This window comes from Thermoanaerobacterium sp. RBIITD, from assembly GCF_900205865.1.
Lineage (GTDB): Bacteria > Bacillota > Thermoanaerobacteria > Thermoanaerobacterales > Thermoanaerobacteraceae > Thermoanaerobacterium.
Map to the genome: position 1 here is coordinate 3,001,456 of NZ_LT906662.1, position 21,178 is coordinate 3,022,633.

19 protein-coding genes, 3 pseudogenes and 1 riboswitch are annotated in these 21,178 nt (G+C 31.8%); of the genes and pseudogenes, 17 read left to right on the plus strand and 5 right to left on the minus strand.

Annotated elements, in window-relative coordinates; all coding sequences use genetic code 11:
- Window positions 1–73: 73 nt before the first annotated feature.
- On the plus strand, window positions 74–2,686 hold the full coding sequence (locus CPG45_RS14560; protein ID WP_096232686.1) for a calcium-translocating P-type ATPase, SERCA-type: 2,613 nt from the start codon (window positions 74–76) through the stop codon (window positions 2,684–2,686).
- A gap of 86 nt (window positions 2,687–2,772) precedes the next feature.
- Here the strand turns inward: CPG45_RS14560 and CPG45_RS14565 are convergent, their stop codons facing one another.
- Genes CPG45_RS14565 through CPG45_RS14575 form a run of 3 tightly spaced genes read right to left on the minus strand, consistent with a single transcriptional unit; the run spans window position 2,773 to window position 4,826 of the window.
- A complete protein-coding gene (locus CPG45_RS14565) occupies window positions 2,773–3,603 on the minus strand; it encodes an ABC transporter permease (RefSeq protein ID WP_096232688.1) in 831 nt (276 codons plus the stop codon).
- On the minus strand, window positions 3,560–4,360 hold the full coding sequence (locus CPG45_RS14570) for an ABC transporter ATP-binding protein (protein WP_096232690.1): 801 nt from the start codon (window positions 4,358–4,360) through the stop codon (window positions 3,560–3,562). The genes CPG45_RS14565 and CPG45_RS14570 overlap by 44 nt, the downstream gene beginning before the upstream one ends.
- 22 nt (window positions 4,361–4,382) lie before the next feature.
- The gene (locus tag CPG45_RS14575) at window positions 4,383–4,826 is read right to left on the minus strand and encodes a MarR family winged helix-turn-helix transcriptional regulator (protein WP_096232692.1); all 444 of its coding nucleotides are present in this window, start codon (window positions 4,824–4,826) and stop codon (window positions 4,383–4,385) included.
- A gap of 205 nt (window positions 4,827–5,031) precedes the next feature.
- Here CPG45_RS14575 and CPG45_RS14580 point away from each other — a divergent pair, with 205 nt between their 5' ends.
- Window positions 5,032–5,541, plus strand: a complete 510-nt coding sequence (locus CPG45_RS14580; protein WP_096232694.1) for an ECF transporter S component — start codon at window positions 5,032–5,034, stop codon at window positions 5,539–5,541.
- Window positions 5,542–5,670: 129 nt separating this feature from the next.
- Here the strand turns inward: CPG45_RS14580 and CPG45_RS18355 are convergent.
- Window positions 5,671–5,864, minus strand: a pseudogene (locus CPG45_RS18355) (group II intron reverse transcriptase/maturase); the annotation flags it as partial.
- A 521-nt stretch (window positions 5,865–6,385) separates the two neighbouring features.
- On the opposite strand from CPG45_RS18355, the gene CPG45_RS18000 reads away from it, so the two are divergent.
- From CPG45_RS18000 to CPG45_RS14620, 9 genes and pseudogenes are all read left to right on the plus strand, one after another.
- Window positions 6,386–6,520 carry a hypothetical protein gene (locus CPG45_RS18000; protein ID WP_255405077.1) on the plus strand — a complete coding sequence of 45 codons (135 nt, stop codon included), beginning with the start codon at window positions 6,386–6,388 and terminating at the stop codon, window positions 6,518–6,520.
- 676 nt (window positions 6,521–7,196) lie between these two features.
- A complete protein-coding gene (locus tag CPG45_RS14585) occupies window positions 7,197–7,493 on the plus strand; it encodes a DUF5320 domain-containing protein (protein ID WP_096232696.1) in 297 nt (98 codons plus the stop codon).
- 208 nt (window positions 7,494–7,701) lie between these two features.
- Complete coding sequence (locus CPG45_RS14590; RefSeq protein WP_096232698.1) at window positions 7,702–8,067, plus strand: NifB/NifX family molybdenum-iron cluster-binding protein; 366 nt, start codon at window positions 7,702–7,704, stop codon at window positions 8,065–8,067.
- Window positions 8,057–8,920 (plus strand): ATP-binding protein, encoded by an 864-nt coding sequence (locus CPG45_RS14595; RefSeq protein WP_231968855.1) that lies wholly within the window; start codon window positions 8,057–8,059, stop codon window positions 8,918–8,920. Before CPG45_RS14590 ends, CPG45_RS14595 begins: the two co-directional genes overlap by 11 nt.
- Window positions 8,917–9,786 carry an ATP-binding protein gene (locus CPG45_RS14600; RefSeq protein ID WP_096232699.1) on the plus strand — a complete coding sequence of 290 codons (870 nt, stop codon included), beginning with the start codon at window positions 8,917–8,919 and terminating at the stop codon, window positions 9,784–9,786. Before CPG45_RS14595 ends, CPG45_RS14600 begins: the two co-directional genes overlap by 4 nt.
- Window positions 9,786–10,142, plus strand: a complete 357-nt coding sequence (locus tag CPG45_RS14605) for a NifB/NifX family molybdenum-iron cluster-binding protein (RefSeq protein WP_096232701.1) — start codon at window positions 9,786–9,788, stop codon at window positions 10,140–10,142. The genes CPG45_RS14600 and CPG45_RS14605 overlap by 1 nt, the downstream gene beginning before the upstream one ends.
- Window positions 10,143–10,213: 71 nt before the next feature.
- Window positions 10,214–11,032 carry an MBL fold metallo-hydrolase gene (locus CPG45_RS14610; RefSeq protein WP_096232703.1) on the plus strand — a complete coding sequence of 273 codons (819 nt, stop codon included), beginning with the start codon at window positions 10,214–10,216 and terminating at the stop codon, window positions 11,030–11,032.
- Window positions 11,033–11,067: 35 nt separating this feature from the next.
- Window positions 11,068–11,253 (plus strand): annotated as a pseudogene (locus CPG45_RS18360) (SPASM domain-containing protein); the annotation flags it as partial.
- 302 nt (window positions 11,254–11,555) lie between these two features.
- Window positions 11,556–12,425: a damage-control phosphatase ARMT1 family protein gene (locus CPG45_RS14620; RefSeq protein ID WP_096232706.1), complete on the plus strand. Its 870-nt coding sequence runs from the start codon at window positions 11,556–11,558 to the stop codon at window positions 12,423–12,425.
- Between the two features lie 223 nt (window positions 12,426–12,648).
- Here the strand turns inward: CPG45_RS14620 and CPG45_RS14625 are convergent.
- A pseudogene (locus tag CPG45_RS14625) lies at window positions 12,649–13,225 on the minus strand (radical SAM protein); the annotation flags it as partial.
- A 318-nt stretch (window positions 13,226–13,543) separates the two neighbouring features.
- Here CPG45_RS14625 and CPG45_RS14630 point away from each other — a divergent pair.
- The 6 genes from CPG45_RS14630 (at window position 13,544) to CPG45_RS14655 (ending at window position 21,178) form a co-directional block, all read left to right on the plus strand.
- Window positions 13,544–13,987 carry a Fur family transcriptional regulator gene (locus CPG45_RS14630; protein ID WP_096232708.1) on the plus strand — a complete coding sequence of 148 codons (444 nt, stop codon included), beginning with the start codon at window positions 13,544–13,546 and terminating at the stop codon, window positions 13,985–13,987.
- A gap of 75 nt (window positions 13,988–14,062) precedes the next feature.
- Window positions 14,063–14,245: riboswitch (cobalamin riboswitch) on the plus strand.
- 200 nt (window positions 14,246–14,445) lie between these two features.
- Window positions 14,446–16,515 carry a ribonucleoside triphosphate reductase gene (locus tag CPG45_RS14635; protein WP_502695791.1) on the plus strand — a complete coding sequence of 690 codons (2,070 nt, stop codon included), beginning with the start codon at window positions 14,446–14,448 and terminating at the stop codon, window positions 16,513–16,515.
- Window positions 16,512–17,198, plus strand: coding sequence for an anaerobic ribonucleoside-triphosphate reductase activating protein (locus CPG45_RS14640; protein WP_096232712.1), 687 nt, complete (start codon window positions 16,512–16,514; stop codon window positions 17,196–17,198). The genes CPG45_RS14635 and CPG45_RS14640 overlap by 4 nt, the downstream gene beginning before the upstream one ends.
- A gap of 248 nt (window positions 17,199–17,446) precedes the next feature.
- On the plus strand, window positions 17,447–18,172 hold the full coding sequence (locus CPG45_RS14645) for an HAD family hydrolase (protein WP_096232714.1): 726 nt from the start codon (window positions 17,447–17,449) through the stop codon (window positions 18,170–18,172).
- A gap of 4 nt (window positions 18,173–18,176) precedes the next feature.
- Window positions 18,177–18,899, plus strand: a complete 723-nt coding sequence (locus CPG45_RS14650) for an MBL fold metallo-hydrolase (protein ID WP_096232716.1) — start codon at window positions 18,177–18,179, stop codon at window positions 18,897–18,899.
- 2 nt (window positions 18,900–18,901) lie between these two features.
- Window positions 18,902–21,178 (plus strand): DNA internalization-related competence protein ComEC/Rec2, encoded by a 2,277-nt coding sequence (locus tag CPG45_RS14655; RefSeq protein WP_096232718.1) that lies wholly within the window; start codon window positions 18,902–18,904, stop codon window positions 21,176–21,178.

Below are 21,178 nucleotides of genomic sequence, written 5' to 3' on the forward strand. Positions count from 1 at the left end.
ACCTTTATTTTGTGGAATAATACAAAATAAAGGTCTTTATTTATGTTAAAAGAAAAATTTTAGGAGGTTTACAATGAGAGAAATTTGGACACTTGATGCTTTAGAAATTGCGAAGGAAATGAAGGTAGACATAAATTCAGGCATTTCCGAGGGCGAAGCAGCTAAAAGACTTGAGAAATACGGGCCAAATACTCTGAGGACAAAAAATAAAAGGACAATTCTTTCAATGTTTATTGATCAGTTTAAAGATTATATGGTTATTATATTAATTATCGCTTCTATTGTATCATTGTTCTTAGGTGAGTTTACTGATGCAGTTATTATACTTTTTATTATTTTAATGAATGCATTTTTAGGAATGATACAAGAAAATAATGCAGAAAAATCGCTTGAAGCATTAAAAAAACTTTCCGCACCGGTATCAAGAATTTTAAGAGATGGTAAAATAAATGATGTAGAATCACAAAAAATTGTGCCAGGTGATATAATTTTTCTTGAGGCAGGTAATTTTGTACCTGCTGATGGAAGGATAATAGAATCTGTTAATTTAAAGATTGATGAGTCAGCGCTTACAGGTGAATCTTTGCCAGTGGAAAAAGTAAGCGATAAATTATCTGATAAGGATTTAAATATTGGCGACAGGATTAATATGGTATATGCTGGTACAATCGTCACATATGGCAGGGGAAAATTTATTGTCACTGCAACTGGAATGGAAACTGAAATGGGAAAAATTGCAAATATGCTTGAAGATGATGATAAAATAAAAACACCAATGCAAATTAAATTGGAACAGCTCGGCAAATATCTGGGTACAGGAGCATTAATAATTTGCACTATAATATTTTTTATAGGAATAATGGAAAAAAGGCCTGTTTTTGATATGTTTATGACATCAGTTAGTTTAGCAGTTGCGGCAATACCTGAAGGATTACCGGCGATTGTTACAATTACGCTAGCACTTGGCGTTCAAAAGATGATTAAGAGAAATGCTATAATAAGAAAGCTTCCAGCTGTTGAGACATTGGGAAGTGCCAGTGTAATATGCTCGGATAAAACAGGTACACTTACACAAAATAAAATGACTGTAGTTAAAATATACACTGACTTTAAAGAAATAAATTTAAAAGAAAAATATGATAGTGATGCGAACTTCATCTTAAAAAATGCTGCATTATGCACGGATGCCTTTATCGATAATGAAGGTAAAAGCTATGGAGATCCGACAGAAGTTGCATTAGTGGCGGCTTTTGAAAATAATGTATCTAAAAAAAATGATATCGAAAAGGAAAATCCCAGAACGGCTGAAATTCCATTTGATTCAGAAAGAAAAATGATGACGACAATCCATAGATTGAAAAGCGATAAATTTCGTGTAATAACAAAGGGCGCTCCTGATAATGTAATTGAGAGATGTAAATATATAATAAAAGATGGCAAGGTAGAGCCCCTAGAAGAAAATGATAGATTAAATTTAAAGAATGAAAATGAAAAAATGGGAAAAGATGCTTTAAGGGTTCTTGCAATATCATATAAAGATATTGAACATATTCCCAATGTTTTGGACATCGATGGTGTCGAGAATGATTTGATATTTATCGGATTGATCGGAATGATAGATCCTCCAAGAGAAGAAGTAAAAGATTCTGTAAAAATATGCAAAAAAGCAGGTATAAAACCTGTTATGATTACAGGAGACCATAAGATTACAGCAATGGCTATAGCAAAAGAATTAGGGATTTTAGATAAGGATGATGTAGCCGTTACAGGTAAGGATTTAGAAAAGATGTCAGATGATGAATTGAATGGAAAAGTAAAAAAAATATCAGTATATGCAAGAGTATCACCAGAGCATAAAATGAGGATTATTAAAGCATGGCAAAACAATAAAGCTGTAGTTGCAATGACAGGCGATGGTGTAAATGATGCACCAGCATTGAAACAGGCAGATATAGGTGCAGCAATGGGGATAACAGGTACTGATGTTGCAAAAGAGGCATCTGATATGGTATTGACAGATGATAATTTTACAACGATCGTTGCCGCTGTTGAGGAAGGAAGGACAATATATGCTAATATAAAGAAGTCGATACACTATCTCTTATCGTGTAACATTGGGGAAATACTTGTTTTACTTGTTGCAACATTATTGGGAATGCCAATGCCATTAAAGCCAATACACATTTTATGGGTGAATTTGGTAACTGATAGTCTACCTGCACTTGCTTTAGGTGTAGAGCCTTCTGAAAAAGATATTATGTTACAAAAGCCAAGACCAAAAGATGAAAATGTATTTGCAGATGGACTATGGTTTAGAATTCCTGTAGAAGGAATAATGATAGGTATAGTATCTTTTTTGGCTTTTACCATAGGATTAAAAGAAAGTCTAAGCAATGCAAGAACAATGGCATTTACGGTTTTAACACTTTCACAGCTTTCACAGGCGATGAATGTGAGGTCAAATAAATCAATATTTAAAATTGGATTGTTTAGAAATAAGTATATGATTTTGGCTTTAGTTGTATCTATAATATTACAATTGATAGTTATATTAACACCATTAAATACTATATTCAATATTAAAAATGTAAATTTATATGATTGGGATATTATTATTTTATTGTCATTAGCCCCATTAATAATTATGGAAATCATTAAACCGATATTTTTTGGAAGCAAAAAATAATATTTTAAATAATGTGGTTCAAAATCAAAAACCACCCTAGTGTCATAGGGGTGGTTATTTTTCACTTAAACACTTAAATAAGTTTTTTATGTCACTATATGTGGGTATAATATTGCAGAAATAAACTGTATTAATATAGTTGCACATATAAGTATTATCCAGTCCATCCCAGCAGAAGGTGTAATGCCATTTATAAGGTATCCCCTTAAAAGTTCGACAACATAGCTTAATGGATTGATTTGTGCAAGGATTTGAAGCCAATGTGGCATGATTTGTATAGGATAAATAGCATTGCTTGCAAAGAACAATGGCATTGTTATAACCTGGCCTATCCCCATAAATCTTTCCCTACTTTTTACTATTGCTGCTAATGCCATTGATAATGATGAGAAAAAAGCAGCACCAAATACAATAGTGATAATACTCATAAAAACACCTAAAAAACTCCATTTAATGTCTAACCTCAGTAAAAGTGCTAATATTAAAATTATGAATACCTGGCTTGTAGCTCTTACAGCTGCACCGAATGCTTTACCTGTTACAAACGCAGCTCGTGGTACCGGCATAGCTATTAATTTTTGTAATATGCCCTGATCTTTATCCCATATTATAGTAAGGCCATAGAAAATTGATATAAACATCATAGATTGTGCTAAAATACCAGGAGTCATAAATGTTTGATAATTTACATTGCCAGTTGGAATTGCACGAATACGTGAAAATGCCTGACCAAATATTAGGAGCCATAAAACAGGCTGAACAGCTCGTGTTAAAAGTTCTGTAGGATCATGCCTTAGCTTTCTTATTTCCATTTCTGCAATAGTTAATGAATTGAGCATATAATCAAATATAAAAGTCAAAGATGGTTTAGTCTTAGTTAAATTTTTGTAATCTTCTGCGTAACTGTCTTGCTTCACGATAACTACCTCCTGATTCGAATTGATTTCCAATAAAAAATGTAAACACATCTTCAAGATTTGCGTTCGGATTACCCGTTTTTATCTTTAATTCATTTGGAGTACCTAATGCTGCAATTTTGCCACTATTCATTATGGCAATTCTTCCACAAATAGCTTCAGCTTCTTCCATGTAATGAGTTGTAATTAAAATTGTAAGACCTGTTTCTTTTCTCAAATTATCAAGTACATTCCATACGTTATGCCTTGCTACAGGATCAAGCCCAACTGTCGGCTCATCAAGTATCAAAACTTGTGGCTTATGTATTATAGCCTGACCGATTTCGAGCCTTCTTACCATTCCACCTGAATATTCTCTCACAAGGCGATTCGCTGCATCTTTAAGATTTAGCATATTGAGTATATAATCTATTCGTTCCTTTCTTTCGTCTTTCTTAAGCCTTAATAATTTTGCAATGAAAAGTAGGTTTTCATATCCTGTTAATGTCGAATCTGCAGAAAGAGCTTGTGGAACATATCCTATATGCCTTCGAACAGTAGCACCTTCTTTTTTTACATCAAGACCAGCGACAAAGATTTCACCTGATGTTGGAGGCATCAAGGTCGTTATCATTCTTATAGTAGTTGTTTTGCCTGCACCATTTGGACCTAAAAGGCCAAAAACTTCACCTTCTTTTACATCAAATGTAATGCCTTGAACTGCTTCAAAATTATTAAATTGCTTTTTGAGATCTTTTATCTTGATTGATAAATTCATAAATATCCACCTTCTAATGCAATTATTTCAAATCGATAATGTCATCAGACATTTTAAGCAGTGATTCTAAATTATCATTTAATTGTTTGATATCGAATGAATTTTTATTATCAATTATTTTTTTAAGAACTGATGAACGATATTCTAAAATTTCAACTAAAAGTTTATAGCCCTCTTCAGTCAATGTGAGGTATACAAGGCGTCTATCTTCATTATCCCTCCATCTTTTTACAAGATTATCATTTACAAGATTATCAATTAAACCTGTAAGGGTTCCTGGTGATAAAAGAAGTTGCATCTGGAGCTGTTTCATTGTAATGGGTTTATCTTTATATAATTTGTTTAATACCCAAAATCTTGACATTGTAATTCCCTTAGTGTTTAGATAACTTCTTGTTATGAGATTCATTCTGTGATTTATTTCTCTTAAAAGATATTCTAGTGATTTTATATTATCATCATTCATTTTATTCGCCTCCAAAATATTTCGGAAACCGTACTATATAATTATAATATAAAAGACAATGCAAGTCAAAACAACAAAATATTCCACTCAATTTAATAGTCTATAGACTACATTATGTATTTTTTATTTTGTTATTATATTGTATTTATTGAATTATAACAATTGTATGCTATAATATATAAAAAATGACATAGGGGGATACATGATGAATGAAAATAATTTAAAAAGGCTTGTTTACATTTCATTGATGACAGCTCTTATCACTGTTGGAACGATGGTAATTCAGATTCCAACACCGGCAACAAAAGGTTATATTAATATTGGCGATTCCTTTATATTTTTAACAGCTGCCATATTAGGACCTTTAGCAGGATTTATATCAGGTGGACTTGGCTCTGCACTTGCAGATTTGTTATCAGGATATGCAGTATGGGCACCGTGGACTTTTGTAATAAAGGGTGTAGAAGGACTTATTGTTGCACTTTTACTTAGAAAAAATAGAAATATATTGTTTAGAATAATAACTTTTATAATAGCATCATTATGGATGGTTTTTGGATATTACATGGGTGGATCAGTTATGTATGGATTTAAAGCATCATTTGGTGATGTTCCCGGAAATGTAGTGCAGGGGATTGCAAGTATTGTGATAGGAACTGTACTTGTGGAGGCTCTATCGAGAATAAAATATTTCAGAGACTTAAAGAGGGGTTAATCTTAGTGTATATTTTTATAGAAGACAAATAATTATTTATCTACTGTCCTCTCACACCACCGTATATACTGTTCGGTATACAGCGTTTCATTTAGAATTATGTACTATCTTATACCTTTGAAATATACTTTAAAGATTTATTTTCTTGAAATATCATTTGTAAGAGTTTTATATAAGATTGGGTTATTGAAAATCCTCCAATAACCTTTCCTTGAATCGGCGTATTCCCAAACTTATTGTCTTTCAATTCATGGTTTTATTAAGTTTTCACACCTCTTTTTGTTTTTCTTCCACTGTTTCCAAATGCAAGCTCTTAGTCTTCTTCAAATCCAACTATCTTTGTAAAATGAGAATCTTATACATTATAGTCATCTGCATTATGACTTCTGATAGTTCAACCACACATCGCTGCACGGGTTGTTGCTTCGAAGTTCATCTCCACAGCATACTTAAAGACCTCCTCGAGTAAGCTTGCGTCCTTTCTTCCCATATACCTGCTGCATTTACACCATAAGCCTCGGATAGCATTGGATTTTGTTTTGCTTTGCTGACTCATCCGGTGTATTTATGCCTTATATGCAGTTTCTGTTCGTCAGACTGGGATTTTACTGCCGACTTTTTTCGCCACTTTCATATGGTTAGTACCCGACCACACGATGGGTACTCTTGTCTTAGGCTAACGGTCGGTGCTATCAACTTCCGTAACGGACTTTCACCTTTTAGGCTGCGTGTTAAACTTAAAATTTTAGTGAGCAATAAAATCGACTTAAAACTGTATCATTTAAGAGAAGACATAAAACTGCCTGAGCCACCGGAAGGGATATCATATAGGCATTTATGAACGATGGAGCGTAATATTTGCGACATATTAGCACAAAGGATGAAAGGACGTAAGATGAGCTTTAAAGAAAAAGGAGACAACAATTTAGCGGAGATATTAGTATTAAAGGAAAGGCTAGCGGTAAGCTTTACAATGTAATATCCTCATACTTAAATGGATATTACAAGAAGACGAATTAAAAAAAATAAAATAAGAAATAGAATTATTAGTGGTAGATGTTAATAAAAATTCCAATAAATTGAATATATATCATGTACATAAAGGTGAAATGCTGTTTGATGGTTGTTCACTGACAAATGGTAGAAAAGCAATAAAAGAAGTGCTTAGATAGATGTTTAAGTGAATTAAAAATTATATAATCAACAAAGAAGGAAGCTTTTTAAAAACAATAACTTGCCTTAGATTAAAAGTGGAATAAATCATACAAAAATCCTAAATATAGTAAAGTGTTATATAGGATGATTTATAAGAAAAAAATTGCCTACTAAGACTTGACGCTAAGATGCATTATAGATCCTGAAGATGTTGTTAAAGATATTAATAAATGGTATACGGATGAGCCTTTGAGTGATCCAACGGCGATTCCGCTGTATTATGTATCAATGCTTGCTAAATATTGCGCCATAGTCGTATTATAGCAATAAAAAATTCTCCTTTTGTATATTCCTTTAATAAGGTTATAAACATTGCGGAAAAAATTTCAATAAAAAAATAATTTTAGGGTAAAATATTATTGACATAAGTTCAAAATAATGATATTATATAATCAAGAAATGGTCATATGACCATAACAAAATTAAAAGGAGTGATATATATGCCAAGAGGAGATGGAACAGGTCCTATGGGATTTGGACCAATGACAGGAAGAGGTATGGGTTACTGCGCAGGTTATAATGTACCTGGATATATGAATGGATTTGGTTTTGGGATGCATAGAGGATATAGACATATGTTCTATGCAACAGGGATACCAGGTTGGAGTAGATTCGGCTATGCTGTAGACGAGAAAGCATATTTGAAAGCAGAAGCTCAATACCTTGAGGATCAGCTTAAATATATAAAAGACAGGCTGGACGAACTGGATAAAAAAGACAATAAAGAAGATAAATAATTCAGGGACAGTTCATTATGTTTAAGGCTGTTGGCAAAAACATATTGCTGACAACCTTTTTGTTTTGCATTATTAAATAACAAAAGTGACAAAAATCCATTGTTGTTTGATGTTAAATTTTTTAAATAATTTTATTGACATATGACAAAAATAATTATATATTAATAAATGTAAATAGCATATGTCAATAATGAATGGAGGTTTAAGCATGAAAGTAGCAATTTCATCAGAAGGCAAAACACTTGAGTCGAAGGTTGATTCAAGATTTGGACGTGCTCAGTATTTTATTATAGTTGACAATCAGACAATGGAATATAAAGTACTTGATAATACAGCGGCATCACAAAGCAGCGGTGCGGGAACAAAAGCATCGCAATTGCTGCTTGACGAAAAAATTGAAGCTCTTATATCAAGCAATGTAGGGCCGAATGCAATGGATGTTTTTAATGCTGCAGATATATCTGTATATAAAGCGGTAAATGGAGATGTAAAAACAAATTTAGAGGACTTTAATAGAGGCTTACTTGAAAAAATTTTAGAGCCTACGAATAGAGGACACCATGGTGAGCACTAATATAAAAAGTGTAAAAATTTCTGTATTAAGCGGCAAAGGTGGAACTGGTAAGACAACTGTTTCTGTGAATTTTGCTAAAACCATAGATAACAGCGTATATGTAGATTGCGATGTTGAAGAGCCTAACGGGTATTTATTTTTAAAGCCTATAATACATGATGAAATACCAGTTAATGTAATAATTCCTGAAATAAACTATGATAAATGTACTTTATGTGGTGACTGTGTAAAAGCATGTAGGTTTGGAGCATTGTCTAAGTTAAGTAAAAGAATACTAGTATTTGATCATTTGTGCCATTCATGTGGTGCGTGCTTTGAAATGTGCCCGCATAATGCAATAACTGAAAAAAACAAAACAATTGGCAATGTTAGAGTGGGTAATGCAGGGAATATTGAATTTATAGAAGGTAAGTTAAACACAGGTGAAGCATCTGGAGTTCCGGTACTCAGAAGAATTGACAGTATGATTAAAAGTAATGCTTGGAATATTGTTATAGTAGACAGCCCTCCTGGGACATCATGCTCAGTAATTCATTCAATTGAGGGAAGCGACATATGCATTCTTGTAACCGAGCCGACGCCATATGGGCTTCATGATCTTGACCTTGCGGTAAAATTATTAAGGTTAATGAATCTACCGATGGCTGTAATAATAAACAAGTCGGGTGAAAGTGATGAAATTATCGAGAAATACTGCAGTAAACAGAATATAAGGATTTTAATGAAAATTCCTTTTAAAAAAGAGTTTGCCGAAGCCTATTCAAAAGGTAAACTGCTGATTGACTTTGATAACAAAATTAAAGAAGGCTTTAAGCAGTTGTCTTTTGATATAATGGAGCTGATTAGCAAATGAAGCAGATTGTAATATTAAGCGGCAAAGGCGGTACTGGAAAAACAACAGTTGCAACAACTCTAAGTACAATTGTTAAAAACAAAATTATGGCTGACTGTGATGTAGAAGCACCAAACCTTAATATCATTTTACAAGGCGAAATTGTCGAAAAAGATGATTTTTATGGTAAGGAAGTTGCGATAATTGACAGTGACAAGTGTATTCAATGCGGCTTGTGTGAAAAACTTTGCCGTTATGATGCAATAATAAATTTTAAAATAAATCCTTATCACTGTGAAGGCTGCGGCTTGTGCATGTATAAATGTCCCGCTGGTGCTATAAAAATGGAAGAAGAAGAGACTGGGAAAATTATAATATCTCAATTAAAAGACAAAGAGAAGATTGTATATGCAGAACTTAATCCTGGTGCAGATGGTTCCGGCAAGTTAGTTACACAGGTAAGGAAAAGAGCTTCTAAAAATCAGGGCGGAAGTGAATATCTTATAATTGATGGAACACCTGGTATAGGATGTCCAGTGTTGGCATCGGTAACTGGAGCTGATGCGGTTCTTATCGTTGCTGAACCGACAATGTCGGGTTTTGAAGATATGAAGAGAGTTTTAAAGGCGATTAGCAGCTTTAAAATTCCGTCATTTATATGTATAAACAAATGGGATTTAAATAAGGAGATTTCAAGAGAAATAGAGAGCTACTGCGAAGAAAATGGTATTTTTGTTGTTGGGAAAATAGATTTTGATGAAACGGTTATAAAAGCACTTAAGAGTTTGAAAAATTTATTTGAATACAGTGACAGTGCTGTTTATAATCAAATTTTAAATATGTGGACAAAAATCGAAAAATATTTAAATGAAAGGATTGATGTTTAATGAAGATTGCAGTTGCGTCAGATGGCAGGGATGTTTCAATGCATTTTGGACATTGTGAAGGATTCACTTTTTTTGACATTGAGGGTGATGAGATAAAAAGCTCAAATTTTTTGCCAAATCCAGGGCACAGGCCGGGATTTTTGCCTGAATACCTGAAAGACAAAGGTGTAGATTGTATTATATCAGGTGGTATGGGTTCCAGTGCTATTAATTTATTTTTAAGATACGGGATAGATGTTATAACGGGTGCAGAAGGGAATGTAGAAGAAGTTGTAAAGAAATATGTTGATGGAACACTGGTTTCTACAGGTAGTGCCTGCGAAAAACACGAACATGAAGGGCATTGTGAAGATTAATTTGTGTGTGTGGCTGCCTATTTTTAAAAGTAGGCAGTTATAGAATTTCTTAAGTAAAAAGAGGTGAATAAATGGAAATTCAGGTATTAGTTGAAAATGTAGTTTTTAAAAAAAGCTTTGTTGCCGAACACGGTCTTTCACTACTTGTAAAGAAAGAAGATAAAGAAGTTTTAATAGATACGGGACAGAGCGATAATTTTGTAAAAAATTCCGGATTAATGGGAATTGATCTAAAGAATATTGGTAAGGTAGTACTTACACATGGGCATTATGACCATGTTGGCGGACTTAAAAAGCTTATTGATGAAAATAAAAATGTGCGTATTTATGCAAGCAATATGATACTTAATAAAAAGTATGCAATACGCAAAAATGGTTTAGTAGATGAAATAGGTTTAGATTCATCAATATATGAAGAAAACAAAGACAATTTTATATTAATTAATAAAGATACAGAAATAGAAAAAGATTTTTTTGCAATTACAAATGCTGATGTAGAATATAATAATGCTTTTACAACAGAAAATTTTTTGGTTGAAAAAGACAATATTAAAGTAAATGATAGATTTTTGGATGAAATATTTGTCGTCGTTAAAGAGGGAGATTATATCAATATTATTACAGGATGTTCACATGCGGGTATTTTAAATGTACTGTATACAGCAAAGAAAAGATTTAAAGAATACAGGATAAAATCACTTATTGGAGGATTTCATTTAAAGGGAATGCCTGAAGAAGATATAATAAATATCGCAAAAGCCATGAGTGAATACAATATAGGAAGTATTTATACAGGACACTGTACAGGTATAGATGAATATGGAATTTTAAAAAAAGTTTTAGGAAGAAATATAGCTTATTTAACAACAAGTTCATCAATAATTGTGTAGCTAAGTAAAAAAGCAATAATGTTCTTACTAAGAAAAATTGTAGAGATTGTTGGGCAAAGTTGTTTTGCTCAGGAGGCTGTCATGCGAATGCTTATTTTACAAGTGGTGATATTACAATTCCTAATGAAATAATTTCATGTACATTACGAAAGAAAAGAATTGAATGTGCCATAATGATACAGGTAGCTATGAGTAAAATTAAAAAGGAAAATGCCATTTAATTATTAAAATTAAAGTTAAAAAGATAAGATTTTATTTTAAAAAATGAGGTGTATAAAATGAATCAAAATAGTGAAGTTGCTATGGAAATGAATATTCCATTTCTAGGCAGATTGTCAATTGACTCTGAGTTAGCGAGTTTATGTGATAGCGTGAAATCGAAAAGTTTAATAAGAATTATATGAACATGTGTATAAAAGCTTTGGAATCACTTAATTAATAAATATGCATAAGAGTTTGTAAGTAATAACTAAAAAATGGATTTTAAGAACATTAATATATAATTAAAAAGGATGTTAGATATATGAAACTTTATTTAGATTGTATACCATGTTTTCAAAAACAAGCTTTGTTTACGACAAGAGAACAAAATGACCAAATACGTTCTAATGTATTAAAAAAAATTATGTTGTTTTTATGTAGTATTGATTGGAATATTTCACATGATGAAATAGTGAATAAAGTTTATAACATAATTAGAGAAGAAACTAAAAACATGGACCCATACAAGGATATTAAAAAAAAGAGTAATGAGATGGTATTAGAATTATATCCTAAATTAAAAAATCAACTTATGATGATTAACGATAAAGAAAAGCGGCTTTATATTTCGGCAAAGCTTGCAATAGCGGGAAATATTATTGATTTTGGTCCAGCATTCGATTTTGACTTAGATAAAACAATAAAAGATGTATTAAATAAAAAACCGGCTATTGATGATTTTAAGATATTGGCGGAAAAAATATTATTAGGTGAAAAGCTTCTTTATTTTGCTGATAATGCTGGGGAAATAGTATTAGATAAAATATTTATTGAAGAAATGATAAAAGTAAGAGAAAAACCTTTTAAATTAATCTCGTTCGTAGTAAAAGGTGGTCCAATAATTAATGATGCAATGATAGATGACGCATATGATTCTGGAATAGATACACTTCCGAATGTAACTTTTTATAAATTAGGGAATGGTGTAAGAGATACAGGTCCTAACCGAGTGGACGATATAGTAAAAGAGTGGATTAGGCAACATGATGTTGTGATTTCTAAAGGTCAGGGGAATTTTGAAGGTTTGAGCGAAAACAGCGGTGTATTTTTTATGCTAATTGCCAAATGTCCTATAATAGCAGGAGAGCTTGGTGTAGAGGTAATGGATACGGTTATAAAGTATCAAAAGTAAATGATGATGAATTTAGAGGATTATAAGCAAAGTGGAGGTATATTAATTGATAGTATTTGGCCCTGATACATCAAGATGTTTGGGAAGAAGTGTTGGGATAAACAATATACCTCCAAAAATCTGTAGCGACGCTTGCGTTTATTGCCAGCGGAAAACTTCAAAAATACAAATAAAAAGGGAAGCTTATAATAACGTAGAGTATATTGTAAGAGAAGTAAGTAAGATTTATTCCCATATTAGTCATAATAACATTTGCGTCGCATCTTAACCCTTTTATATAACCGTAGTTGTCCTTAACTCCTAAGGCGGTAGTTGCAGGTATATTTATACTGGCTTAAGTAGTCTTACCAATGCTATCATTTTTAGAGTTGTTTCTCATTACCGTCTTTTTCATTTTCAAGAGGCGTACCTTCACATCCACCTATCATGTCTGTATCTATTTTTTTAAAAAATATTAGATCTTCTGCCTGCATTTCAGCAGTTTGTCCCGGTAAGCCTATAAGGCAACCAGTGCCAACCTCATAATTAAGGTCTTTTAAATCCATAAGGTATCTTATGCGATTTTTATAACTCATTCCGAAATGTAATTTTTGATACAATTCTTTATTTGCTGTTTCAATACTCAAAAGATATATGTCTGTACCTACTTCTTTTAAGGCAGTATAATTTTTTTTTAGAAAGTTCTCCAATTCTTAAAGTTACAGTTAGATCTATTTTTTTAATTTCTTCGATTATTTTACACAAAACACTTAGTTTAAAGACTTATTTTCACCACTTTGAAGTACTACAGTCTTTGAACCAAACTATTTTTATCAAGTTCATGTTTTGTTTCAAGCATTTCATACAAGGCATTTAAATCATTTAATAACTCCAAATTAATCTACGCTCCAATTCTTTTAAACTAAAAAATAATATTTCTATTGATAATCTTATGATTATAAATAATGAGGCAAATTAAAAGCTCGAATCAATAATATCTACTAATTTAAATCTATATTACTGAACAAAAATGAATCCCTGTGGAATAAAGAGTAACAATTGTTATTGACATATGACAATAATTATTGTAAACTATGATTCTGAACATACGTAAAATAAAAAACTGGTGAGGTTTTACTATGAAAGATGAAATGTTATCAGATATAATAAAAATTTTAAAGTCGGATGGTATAAAAATAACTGTTGAGAGACGGTTGTTAGTAAATGCATTTATAAGCAATCCAGATATACATTTTGATTTTGACAAATTGATTTACATTGTTAAAAAAGAAAAACCCCACTACGGAATCGCAACTCTTTACAGAAATTTAAAACTTTTAACAAAAAAAGGCATAGTATTAGAAAATGTAATCGAAGAAAAAAAGTACTATGAGCTTATGATGTTTAATAAACAGCAAATTCATGCGCATTTAATATGTAAATATTGTGGAAATATAGATGAATATAGTAATCCGGATTTAATAAAATATATTGAAAAAATAGATAAAACATATGATTTTGATGTATATCATGGCGATTTAAATTTTTATGGAATTTGCAGTAAGTGCAAAAAAAACAATTGACAAATACATAATGACATATTATACTATATATTGAGAAGTAGAATTATACATACACAATATTTTGTAATTAAAATTTAATAATTTACGGATACAGGTGTCTAATCTTTTAGATTAGATTTAAAAGGGAAGCAGGTGAAAATCCTGCACGGTCCCGCCACTGTAATGGTGAGTTCTTTACATTTATGCCACTGAGAAATTGGGAAGGCGTAAAGAGCGATGAGCTTAAGTCAGGAGACCTGCCTGTATTTTATTACTGACTCTACGAGCGATAGAGGAAGTGGTTTAATAAGTGTAATTTAGACTGTAAACCTCTTAACAGTATGAGTTAAGGGGTTTTTATTCTTTCTTTATGCTTAAATTATGCCGAAAAATATAAGTAAACTAGGGAGATGCATTAAATAATATTAATAATATAATAGATTATGCTTTTCAAAAAAATTCATTTGGAGGTCTTAAAGATGAGAGTTATAAAAAGAGACGGAAGAGAAGTAGAATTTGACAAGTTTAAAATTGCCAATGCCATATTTAAAGCTTTTAAAGCGACTGATACAGGTACATTTGATGAGGCATCAAGCATTTCAGATGAAGTAACTAAGTATCTTGAAAGAAATTTTATTGATAGGCTACCTTCTGTAGAAGACATACAGGATATTGTTGAACAGCATCTCATTGAGCATGGATATGCAAAAGCCGCAAAAGCTTATATTTTATACAGAAAGCAGCATCAGGATATAAGGAATTTCAAAGATATGTTTATGGATATTGAAAAAATGGTTGACGAATATATAGGAAAGCTTGACTGGAGAGTAAATGAAAACAGCAATATGAGTTATTCGTTGCAGGGCCTAAACAACCACATATCCAGTACAATAACGGCACAATACTGGCTTAACAAAATATACCCTGAAGAGGTAAGAAATGCCCATAAAAACGGCGACCTACATATTCATGACCTTGGACTTTTGTCTGTTTACTGCTGTGGATGGGACTTGAGGGATTTGCTGTTGTCAGGTTTTACAGGTGTTGAAGGTAAAGTTGCAAGTAAACCGCCGAAGCATTTTAGGACTGCACTTGGGCAGATCGTCAATTTCTTCTACACTCTTCAGGGGGAAGCAGCGGGAGCGCAGGCCTTTTCAAATTTCGATACATATTTAGCACCGTTTATATATTATGATGAATTGACTTATAAAGAGGTAAAGCAAGCGCTGCAGGAATTTATATTTAACATAAATGTACCGACAAGAGTAGGATTTCAGACACCTTTTAGCAATATTACGATGGATCTTGTCGTGCCGGATATGATGGAAGATGAACCTGTTATAATTGGCGGAAAGATGATGGATAAAACTTATAAAGACTTTCAAAAAGAAATGGATATGTTAAACCTTGCGTTTGCAGAAGTTATGATGGAAGGGGATGCAAGCGGCAGGATATTTACATTTCCTATACCGACTTATAATATCACTAAAGAGTTTGATTGGGATAATCCTGTTATCGATAAAATAATGGAAATGACTGCAAAATACGGGCTTCCATATTTCAGCAATTTTGTAAACAGCGATTTAAATCCCGAAGATGCCAGGTCGATGTGTTGTCGCCTTCGCTTAGATAATAGAGAACTCAGAAAGCGTGGCGGAGGACTTTTTGGAGCAAATCCGCTGACTGGCTCAATTGGTGTTGTTACAATAAATATGCCGAGAATTGGCTATTTATCAAAGACAAAAGAGGAGTTTTTTGAAAAACTTGGAGGGCTTATGGATGTTGCCAGGACAAGTCTTGAAATAAAGAGAGAAGTACTTGAGAAGATGACAGAGGTTGGCTTATATCCATATGCTAAATTTTATTTGAGAGATATAAAGAAAAGGTTTGGCTTTTATTGGCAAAACCATTTTAATACAATAGGACTTGTCGGCATGAACGAAGCACTTTTAAATTTTATGGGTAAAGGCATAGCGAGTGATGAAGGTAGGGAATTTGCCCTTACAGTACTTGACTTTATGAGGCATAAACTTTTTAAGTATCAAATAGAATCAAATATACTGTACAACCTGGAAGCATCACCAGCAGAAGGCACATCCTATAGGCTTGCAAAAAAGGACAAGGAATTGTATCCGGATATAATAACCTGCGGTGATGATGTGCCGTATTATACAAATTCTACGCAGCTTCCGGTTGACTTTACCGACGATATATTTACTGCTCTTGACCTACAGGAAGAATTGCAGTGCAAATATACAGGAGGGACTGTACTGCATGGGTTTATCGGTGAAAGTATAAGCGATGTAAATACATGCAAGGCGCTTGTTAGAAAAATAGCGTATAATTATAGAATACCTTATTATACTATAACACCGACTTTCTCAATATGCCAGGATCACGGTTATATATCGGGAGAGTATTTTGAATGTCCGTACTGTGGTAAAGAATGTGAGGTTTACAGCAGGGTTGTAGGATATTATAGACCCGTAAAGAACTGGAATGAAGGTAAACAGAAAGAATTTGAAGACAGAAAGGAATTTGTCGTATGATATATGATTTTATCCCTGTATCACTTGTTGATTTCCCGGGGAAAATTTCAGCGACTGCTTTTATAAGCGGCTGCAATTTCAAATGTCCATACTGTCACAATTCTTGGCTTATACCTGTAAGAGAAGGAATTCGTGATGAAAAAGATTTTTTCAAGTACTTGAAAAGTAGGACAAGGCTTATTGATGGTGTTGCAATAACAGGTGGCGAGCCGACATTGTGGAAAGGATTAAAAGACTTTATAAAAGATATAAAATCGCTTAAATTCAGTGTAAAACTTGATACTAACGGGTCTAGGCCGGATGCATTGAAAGAACTGATTGATGACGGATTGATTGATTATATAGCTATGGACATAAAAGCACCTATAAATAAATACGGCATTTTTGCAAAAAATGAATCGGACATAGATAAAATAAAGGAAAGCGTTGAGATTATTAAAAATTCACATACGGATTATGAATTCAGGACAACTGTCAATGATAAAATCCTCTGTCTAGAGGATTTTATCTTAATTTCTAAATGGCTTTCGGGTTCAAAAAGGTATGTTTTGCAGGCTTATAAATACAGTAATGATGTTCTTGATAGAAAAATTAGCGGTGCTAAAGCCTGCAATTCAGAATTTCTAAAGCAAATTAAGGAAATGATGGCAAATAAAATAGAAGAAATTTTAATCAGAGCATAATTATAAAATTTAGATTTAAGGCTATATCATATATGAAAAGATATAAAATAACTGATCTACCTGAATGAATAGCAGACAATGGCAAATAAAATATATAAAGATTCATAACATAATTAACGTTATATGGTTGATTTTAACAGAAATAAATTTGCCGACAAATACTTGATATTAAAGGGGTTATTGAAGACCTTGCTTTTTTTTACAGAAAAATGTATTATTTTTATATAGTATTTATTTGAGGTGGTTTTATGATTGATACTGTGATGTTCGACCTTGATGGGACACTTTTACCGGTTGATACTGATAAAATGATTATGGATTGTTTTATGGGGCTTTCAAAAAAATTATCGAATTTATTTGAACCACAGTTTTTTCAAAAAATGCTTTTTGCATCAAGTATGGAAATGATAAATAATTTAGAGCCTGATAAGACAAATGAGGAGGTATTTTTTGACTCTTTTTTAAAGAAAACAAAATATCCAAAAGAAAAATTAATGCCTATATTTGATGATTTTTATCAAAATGATTATAAAAGTCTGGGCTGTGGAATAACTGCTGATAAATATGTTAAGATGACATTGGATTTATTAAAAGAAAGGGGATATGATATAATACTTGCAACAAATCCTGTTTTCCCCAAAGTAGCCATAAAAGAAAGGTTGAAATGGGCAGGTGTTGACGAAAAATATTTTAGCTTCATTACATCATATGAAATAATGCATTTTTGTAAGCCATATATAGAATATTACAAAGAAATCATTGAAAAGCTCAATAAAAAACCAGAAAATTGTATAATGATTGGCAATGATGTAGATGAAGATATTATTTCTTCTGAAATAGGATTAAAGACATTTTTGGTTGAGGATTTTATGATAAATAAATCTTCAAAAGATATATCATCAATTAATCATGGAAATTATAAAGATATGTTTGAATTTGTAAATAAGCTTCCATATTTAAATAAAAGGAGTTGATGGTATGAAATTAACAATTCTTGGATCACATGGACCGTATCCCGGAAAAGATGGGGCCTGTTCTGGTTATTTATTAGAAAACAATAGAATGAACATTCTCATAGACTGTGGTAATGGTGTATTAAGCAGGTATCAACGATATTATGATTTAAGGGATTTAAAATATATAATACTTACCCATTTTCACTCTGACCATGTTTCGGACATGATGGTACTACGCTATGCTGTTGATATTAGAATGCGTAAAGGAGATATAAAAGAACCTATAAATATCTATTGCCCTAATGAACCACTGAAAGTATTAGATGACCTTAATTTCAATGGTGTTTTTAAGTTAAATATAGTGGATGAAAAGACAAAACTAAAAATAGATAATCTTTTAATATCCTTCGAGAAAATGGAACATCCTGTTCTTACATACGCTGTTAAATTTAACGATGGTAAAAAAACATTTGCTTTTAGTGGTGATACTATGGAAAATGATAGAATAATCCCATTTATCAAAAGTTGTGACGTATTTTTGTGTGATGGAAATCTTCTAGGTGATGAAAAAGGCCCACATCTTACAGCAAGACGCGCGGCGGAGATTTCTAAAGCTGCTGATTGCAAAAAATTGATAATTACACATTTGTGGCCGCAGCATACCACTGATGAATATTTTAATGAGGCATCTAAAGTGATTCAGGATGTGATTATAGCAAAAGATTTTGAAGTATATGATATATAATTATGAACATTCCTTTTTTGTATATAGCAATTGCTTTGTCACTTGGGATAATTTTAAGTAAGTATGTAGAAATAAATATAATAGTTTCGAGTGTAACCTTGATACTTACATTAATTGTAAGTATATATAGACATTTAAAAGGTAAAGATATTACCACATTATTACTGTTATGTATTGCTATATTTGGAATAATTAATGGCACGAATGTGACATATTCAAAAGGCATGTATGATAAATTAAATGATAAGTTGGTATCATTTAAAGGAATTATATCAAATGTTGAAAATAAAGATAGGCTATATAAATATGTTTTAAAGCCAGAAAATATGAATAAAATACTTGTAACACAAATAGGAGGGATATCTCCAAAAGATGGTGACCTTGTGGAGATAAGAGGAATAGTGAAAATACCTCAAGGTAGAAGAAATCCAGGTGGATTTGATTACAAATTATATCTTAAGAAATATGGCATAGATGCTTTGATGAGTGTAAATAGCTATTCAGTGAGTATACTTAAAAAGAGTGCTGATAGCCCTATAAACAAATTTTTCCGAGACATGCGTGAAAAAATAAAAGCAAATTATAATAAATCAATGCCACAAAAAGACGCCGAATTTGTTTCGTCTGTGATACTTGGCGAAAATGATGTTGATGAAGATACACTGAGTTCTTTCAGAGTAACTGGCATATCACATATAATTGCTGTATCTGGATATAATTTCGGTTTATTAACTGTATTTATGGTTTTTATTTTAGGGATATTTCATATAAAGAGGTACAGCACACCGATAGTTATACCTATACTTATTTTATACACATTGCTTACAGGTTCTCCGCCATCTGCTGTTAGATCTGCAATCATGGCTTGTATGGCATTAATTGCGGTAACTATTGGAAGATATAATTATCCTCTTAATTCTATTTCATTTGCGGCTGTGTTGATCTTAATTATTAACCCATTGATGTTATATGATATAGGCTTTCAGCTATCATTTGCAGCAACATTAGCAATATTATGCCTTTATAAACCTATAAAAGAGAAACTTAAATTAAAAAATGAAATAATAAGAGATGCTATTTCATTAACTGTTGCTGCACAATTGGGAACACTTCCGATTACTATTTATGTTTTTCATAATATTTCAATTATATCACTTGTGCCAAATTTAATTATTGTTCCTATTGTAAGCGTAACAGTTATTATAGGCTTTTTATCAGCTTTTTTTGGATTAATAATGCCATATTTAGCATTTTTATTAAATATAATTAATACACCAATTGTTGAAATAGTGTTGTATTTAACAAAGTTTTTTGCCAATGTCCCATATGCTTCAATAAATGTACCTATTCCGTCATTTTACATAATTATATTTTATTATTTAGTTTTAGTAGTGTCTTTAAGTAGTTTTGATAGATCAAAAAAGATTATAATAAGTTCTTCGATATTGGCACTATTAATCATAATTATGGCTATAAATGCAATATTACCAAAAGACGTTGAAGTTACTTTTCTCGATGTTGGTCAAGGTGACAGCACGTTTTTGAGAACGCAACACGGAAAGAAGATATTAATTGATGGAGGAGGAAGGCCATTATTTAATGGGGAAACTTCTTTTGATGTTGGACAAAACATCTTGCTTCCATATTTATTTTATGAAAATGCTTCCTCCTTAGATGCTATTTTTATTTCACATACTGATTCGGACCATATCGGGGGAATTTTATCAATTTTAAATGACATTGATGTAGATAGGATTTTTATAGGGCATCAAGTACAAAAGGATGATAACTATAAAAAACTTATTAGTTTGGCTAGTATGAAGAAAATACCGGTATATGAACTTACAGAAGGTGACACTGTTACAATTGATAAAGTATGTTTTAAAGTATTGAGTCCTGGGAAAACTGTTATACAAGAAAATCCTATAAATAACAATGCACTTGTGTTTAAAATGTCTTATAAAGATGTAGATTTTTTATTTACAGGAGACATAGAAAAAGAGGCCGAAGATGCTTTAAAAAACCTCAATATTTCATCAGACATTTTGAAGGTTGCACATCATGGATCAAGTACATCTTCTCAAAAAGAATTTATAGAAAAAGTAAATCCGAAAATTTGTGTTATTCAAGTTGGAAAAAATAATTATGGACAGCCAGACGACAATATTGTAAAATATTTAAAAAGTATATCGAGTGTATATAGAACAGATAATGATGGTGCTATTATAATTGATACAAATGGTACTTATATACATGTTAAAAAAATGATCGGGAAGTGA

What these genes read in the sequence shown, in the direction of transcription:
- CPG45_RS14560 (WP_096232686.1), top strand. Translation starts at nt 74, where the DNA reads ATGAGAGAAATTTGGACACTTGATGCTTTAGAAATTGCGAAGGAAATG.
- CPG45_RS14570 (WP_096232690.1), bottom strand. Translation starts at nt 4,360, where the DNA reads ATGAATTTATCAATCAAGATAAAAGATCTCAAAAAGCAATTTAATAAT.
- CPG45_RS14575 (WP_096232692.1), bottom strand. Translation starts at nt 4,826, where the DNA reads ATGAATGATGATAATATAAAATCACTAGAATATCTTTTAAGAGAAATA.
- CPG45_RS14580 (WP_096232694.1), top strand. Translation starts at nt 5,032, where the DNA reads ATGAATGAAAATAATTTAAAAAGGCTTGTTTACATTTCATTGATGACA.
- CPG45_RS18000 (WP_255405077.1), top strand. Translation starts at nt 6,386, where the DNA reads ATGGAGCGTAATATTTGCGACATATTAGCACAAAGGATGAAAGGACGT.
- CPG45_RS14585 (WP_096232696.1), top strand. Translation starts at nt 7,197, where the DNA reads ATGCCAAGAGGAGATGGAACAGGTCCTATGGGATTTGGACCAATGACA.
- CPG45_RS14590 (WP_096232698.1), top strand. Translation starts at nt 7,702, where the DNA reads ATGAAAGTAGCAATTTCATCAGAAGGCAAAACACTTGAGTCGAAGGTT.
- CPG45_RS14600 (WP_096232699.1), top strand. Translation starts at nt 8,917, where the DNA reads ATGAAGCAGATTGTAATATTAAGCGGCAAAGGCGGTACTGGAAAAACA.
- CPG45_RS14605 (WP_096232701.1), top strand. Translation starts at nt 9,786, where the DNA reads ATGAAGATTGCAGTTGCGTCAGATGGCAGGGATGTTTCAATGCATTTT.
- CPG45_RS14610 (WP_096232703.1), top strand. Translation starts at nt 10,214, where the DNA reads ATGGAAATTCAGGTATTAGTTGAAAATGTAGTTTTTAAAAAAAGCTTT.
- CPG45_RS14620 (WP_096232706.1), top strand. Translation starts at nt 11,556, where the DNA reads ATGAAACTTTATTTAGATTGTATACCATGTTTTCAAAAACAAGCTTTG.
- CPG45_RS14630 (WP_096232708.1), top strand. Translation starts at nt 13,544, where the DNA reads ATGAAAGATGAAATGTTATCAGATATAATAAAAATTTTAAAGTCGGAT.
- CPG45_RS14635 (WP_502695791.1), top strand. Translation starts at nt 14,446, where the DNA reads ATGAGAGTTATAAAAAGAGACGGAAGAGAAGTAGAATTTGACAAGTTT.
- CPG45_RS14640 (WP_096232712.1), top strand. Translation starts at nt 16,512, where the DNA reads ATGATATATGATTTTATCCCTGTATCACTTGTTGATTTCCCGGGGAAA.
- CPG45_RS14645 (WP_096232714.1), top strand. Translation starts at nt 17,447, where the DNA reads ATGATTGATACTGTGATGTTCGACCTTGATGGGACACTTTTACCGGTT.
- CPG45_RS14650 (WP_096232716.1), top strand. Translation starts at nt 18,177, where the DNA reads ATGAAATTAACAATTCTTGGATCACATGGACCGTATCCCGGAAAAGAT.
- CPG45_RS14655 (WP_096232718.1), top strand. Translation starts at nt 18,902, where the DNA reads ATGAACATTCCTTTTTTGTATATAGCAATTGCTTTGTCACTTGGGATA.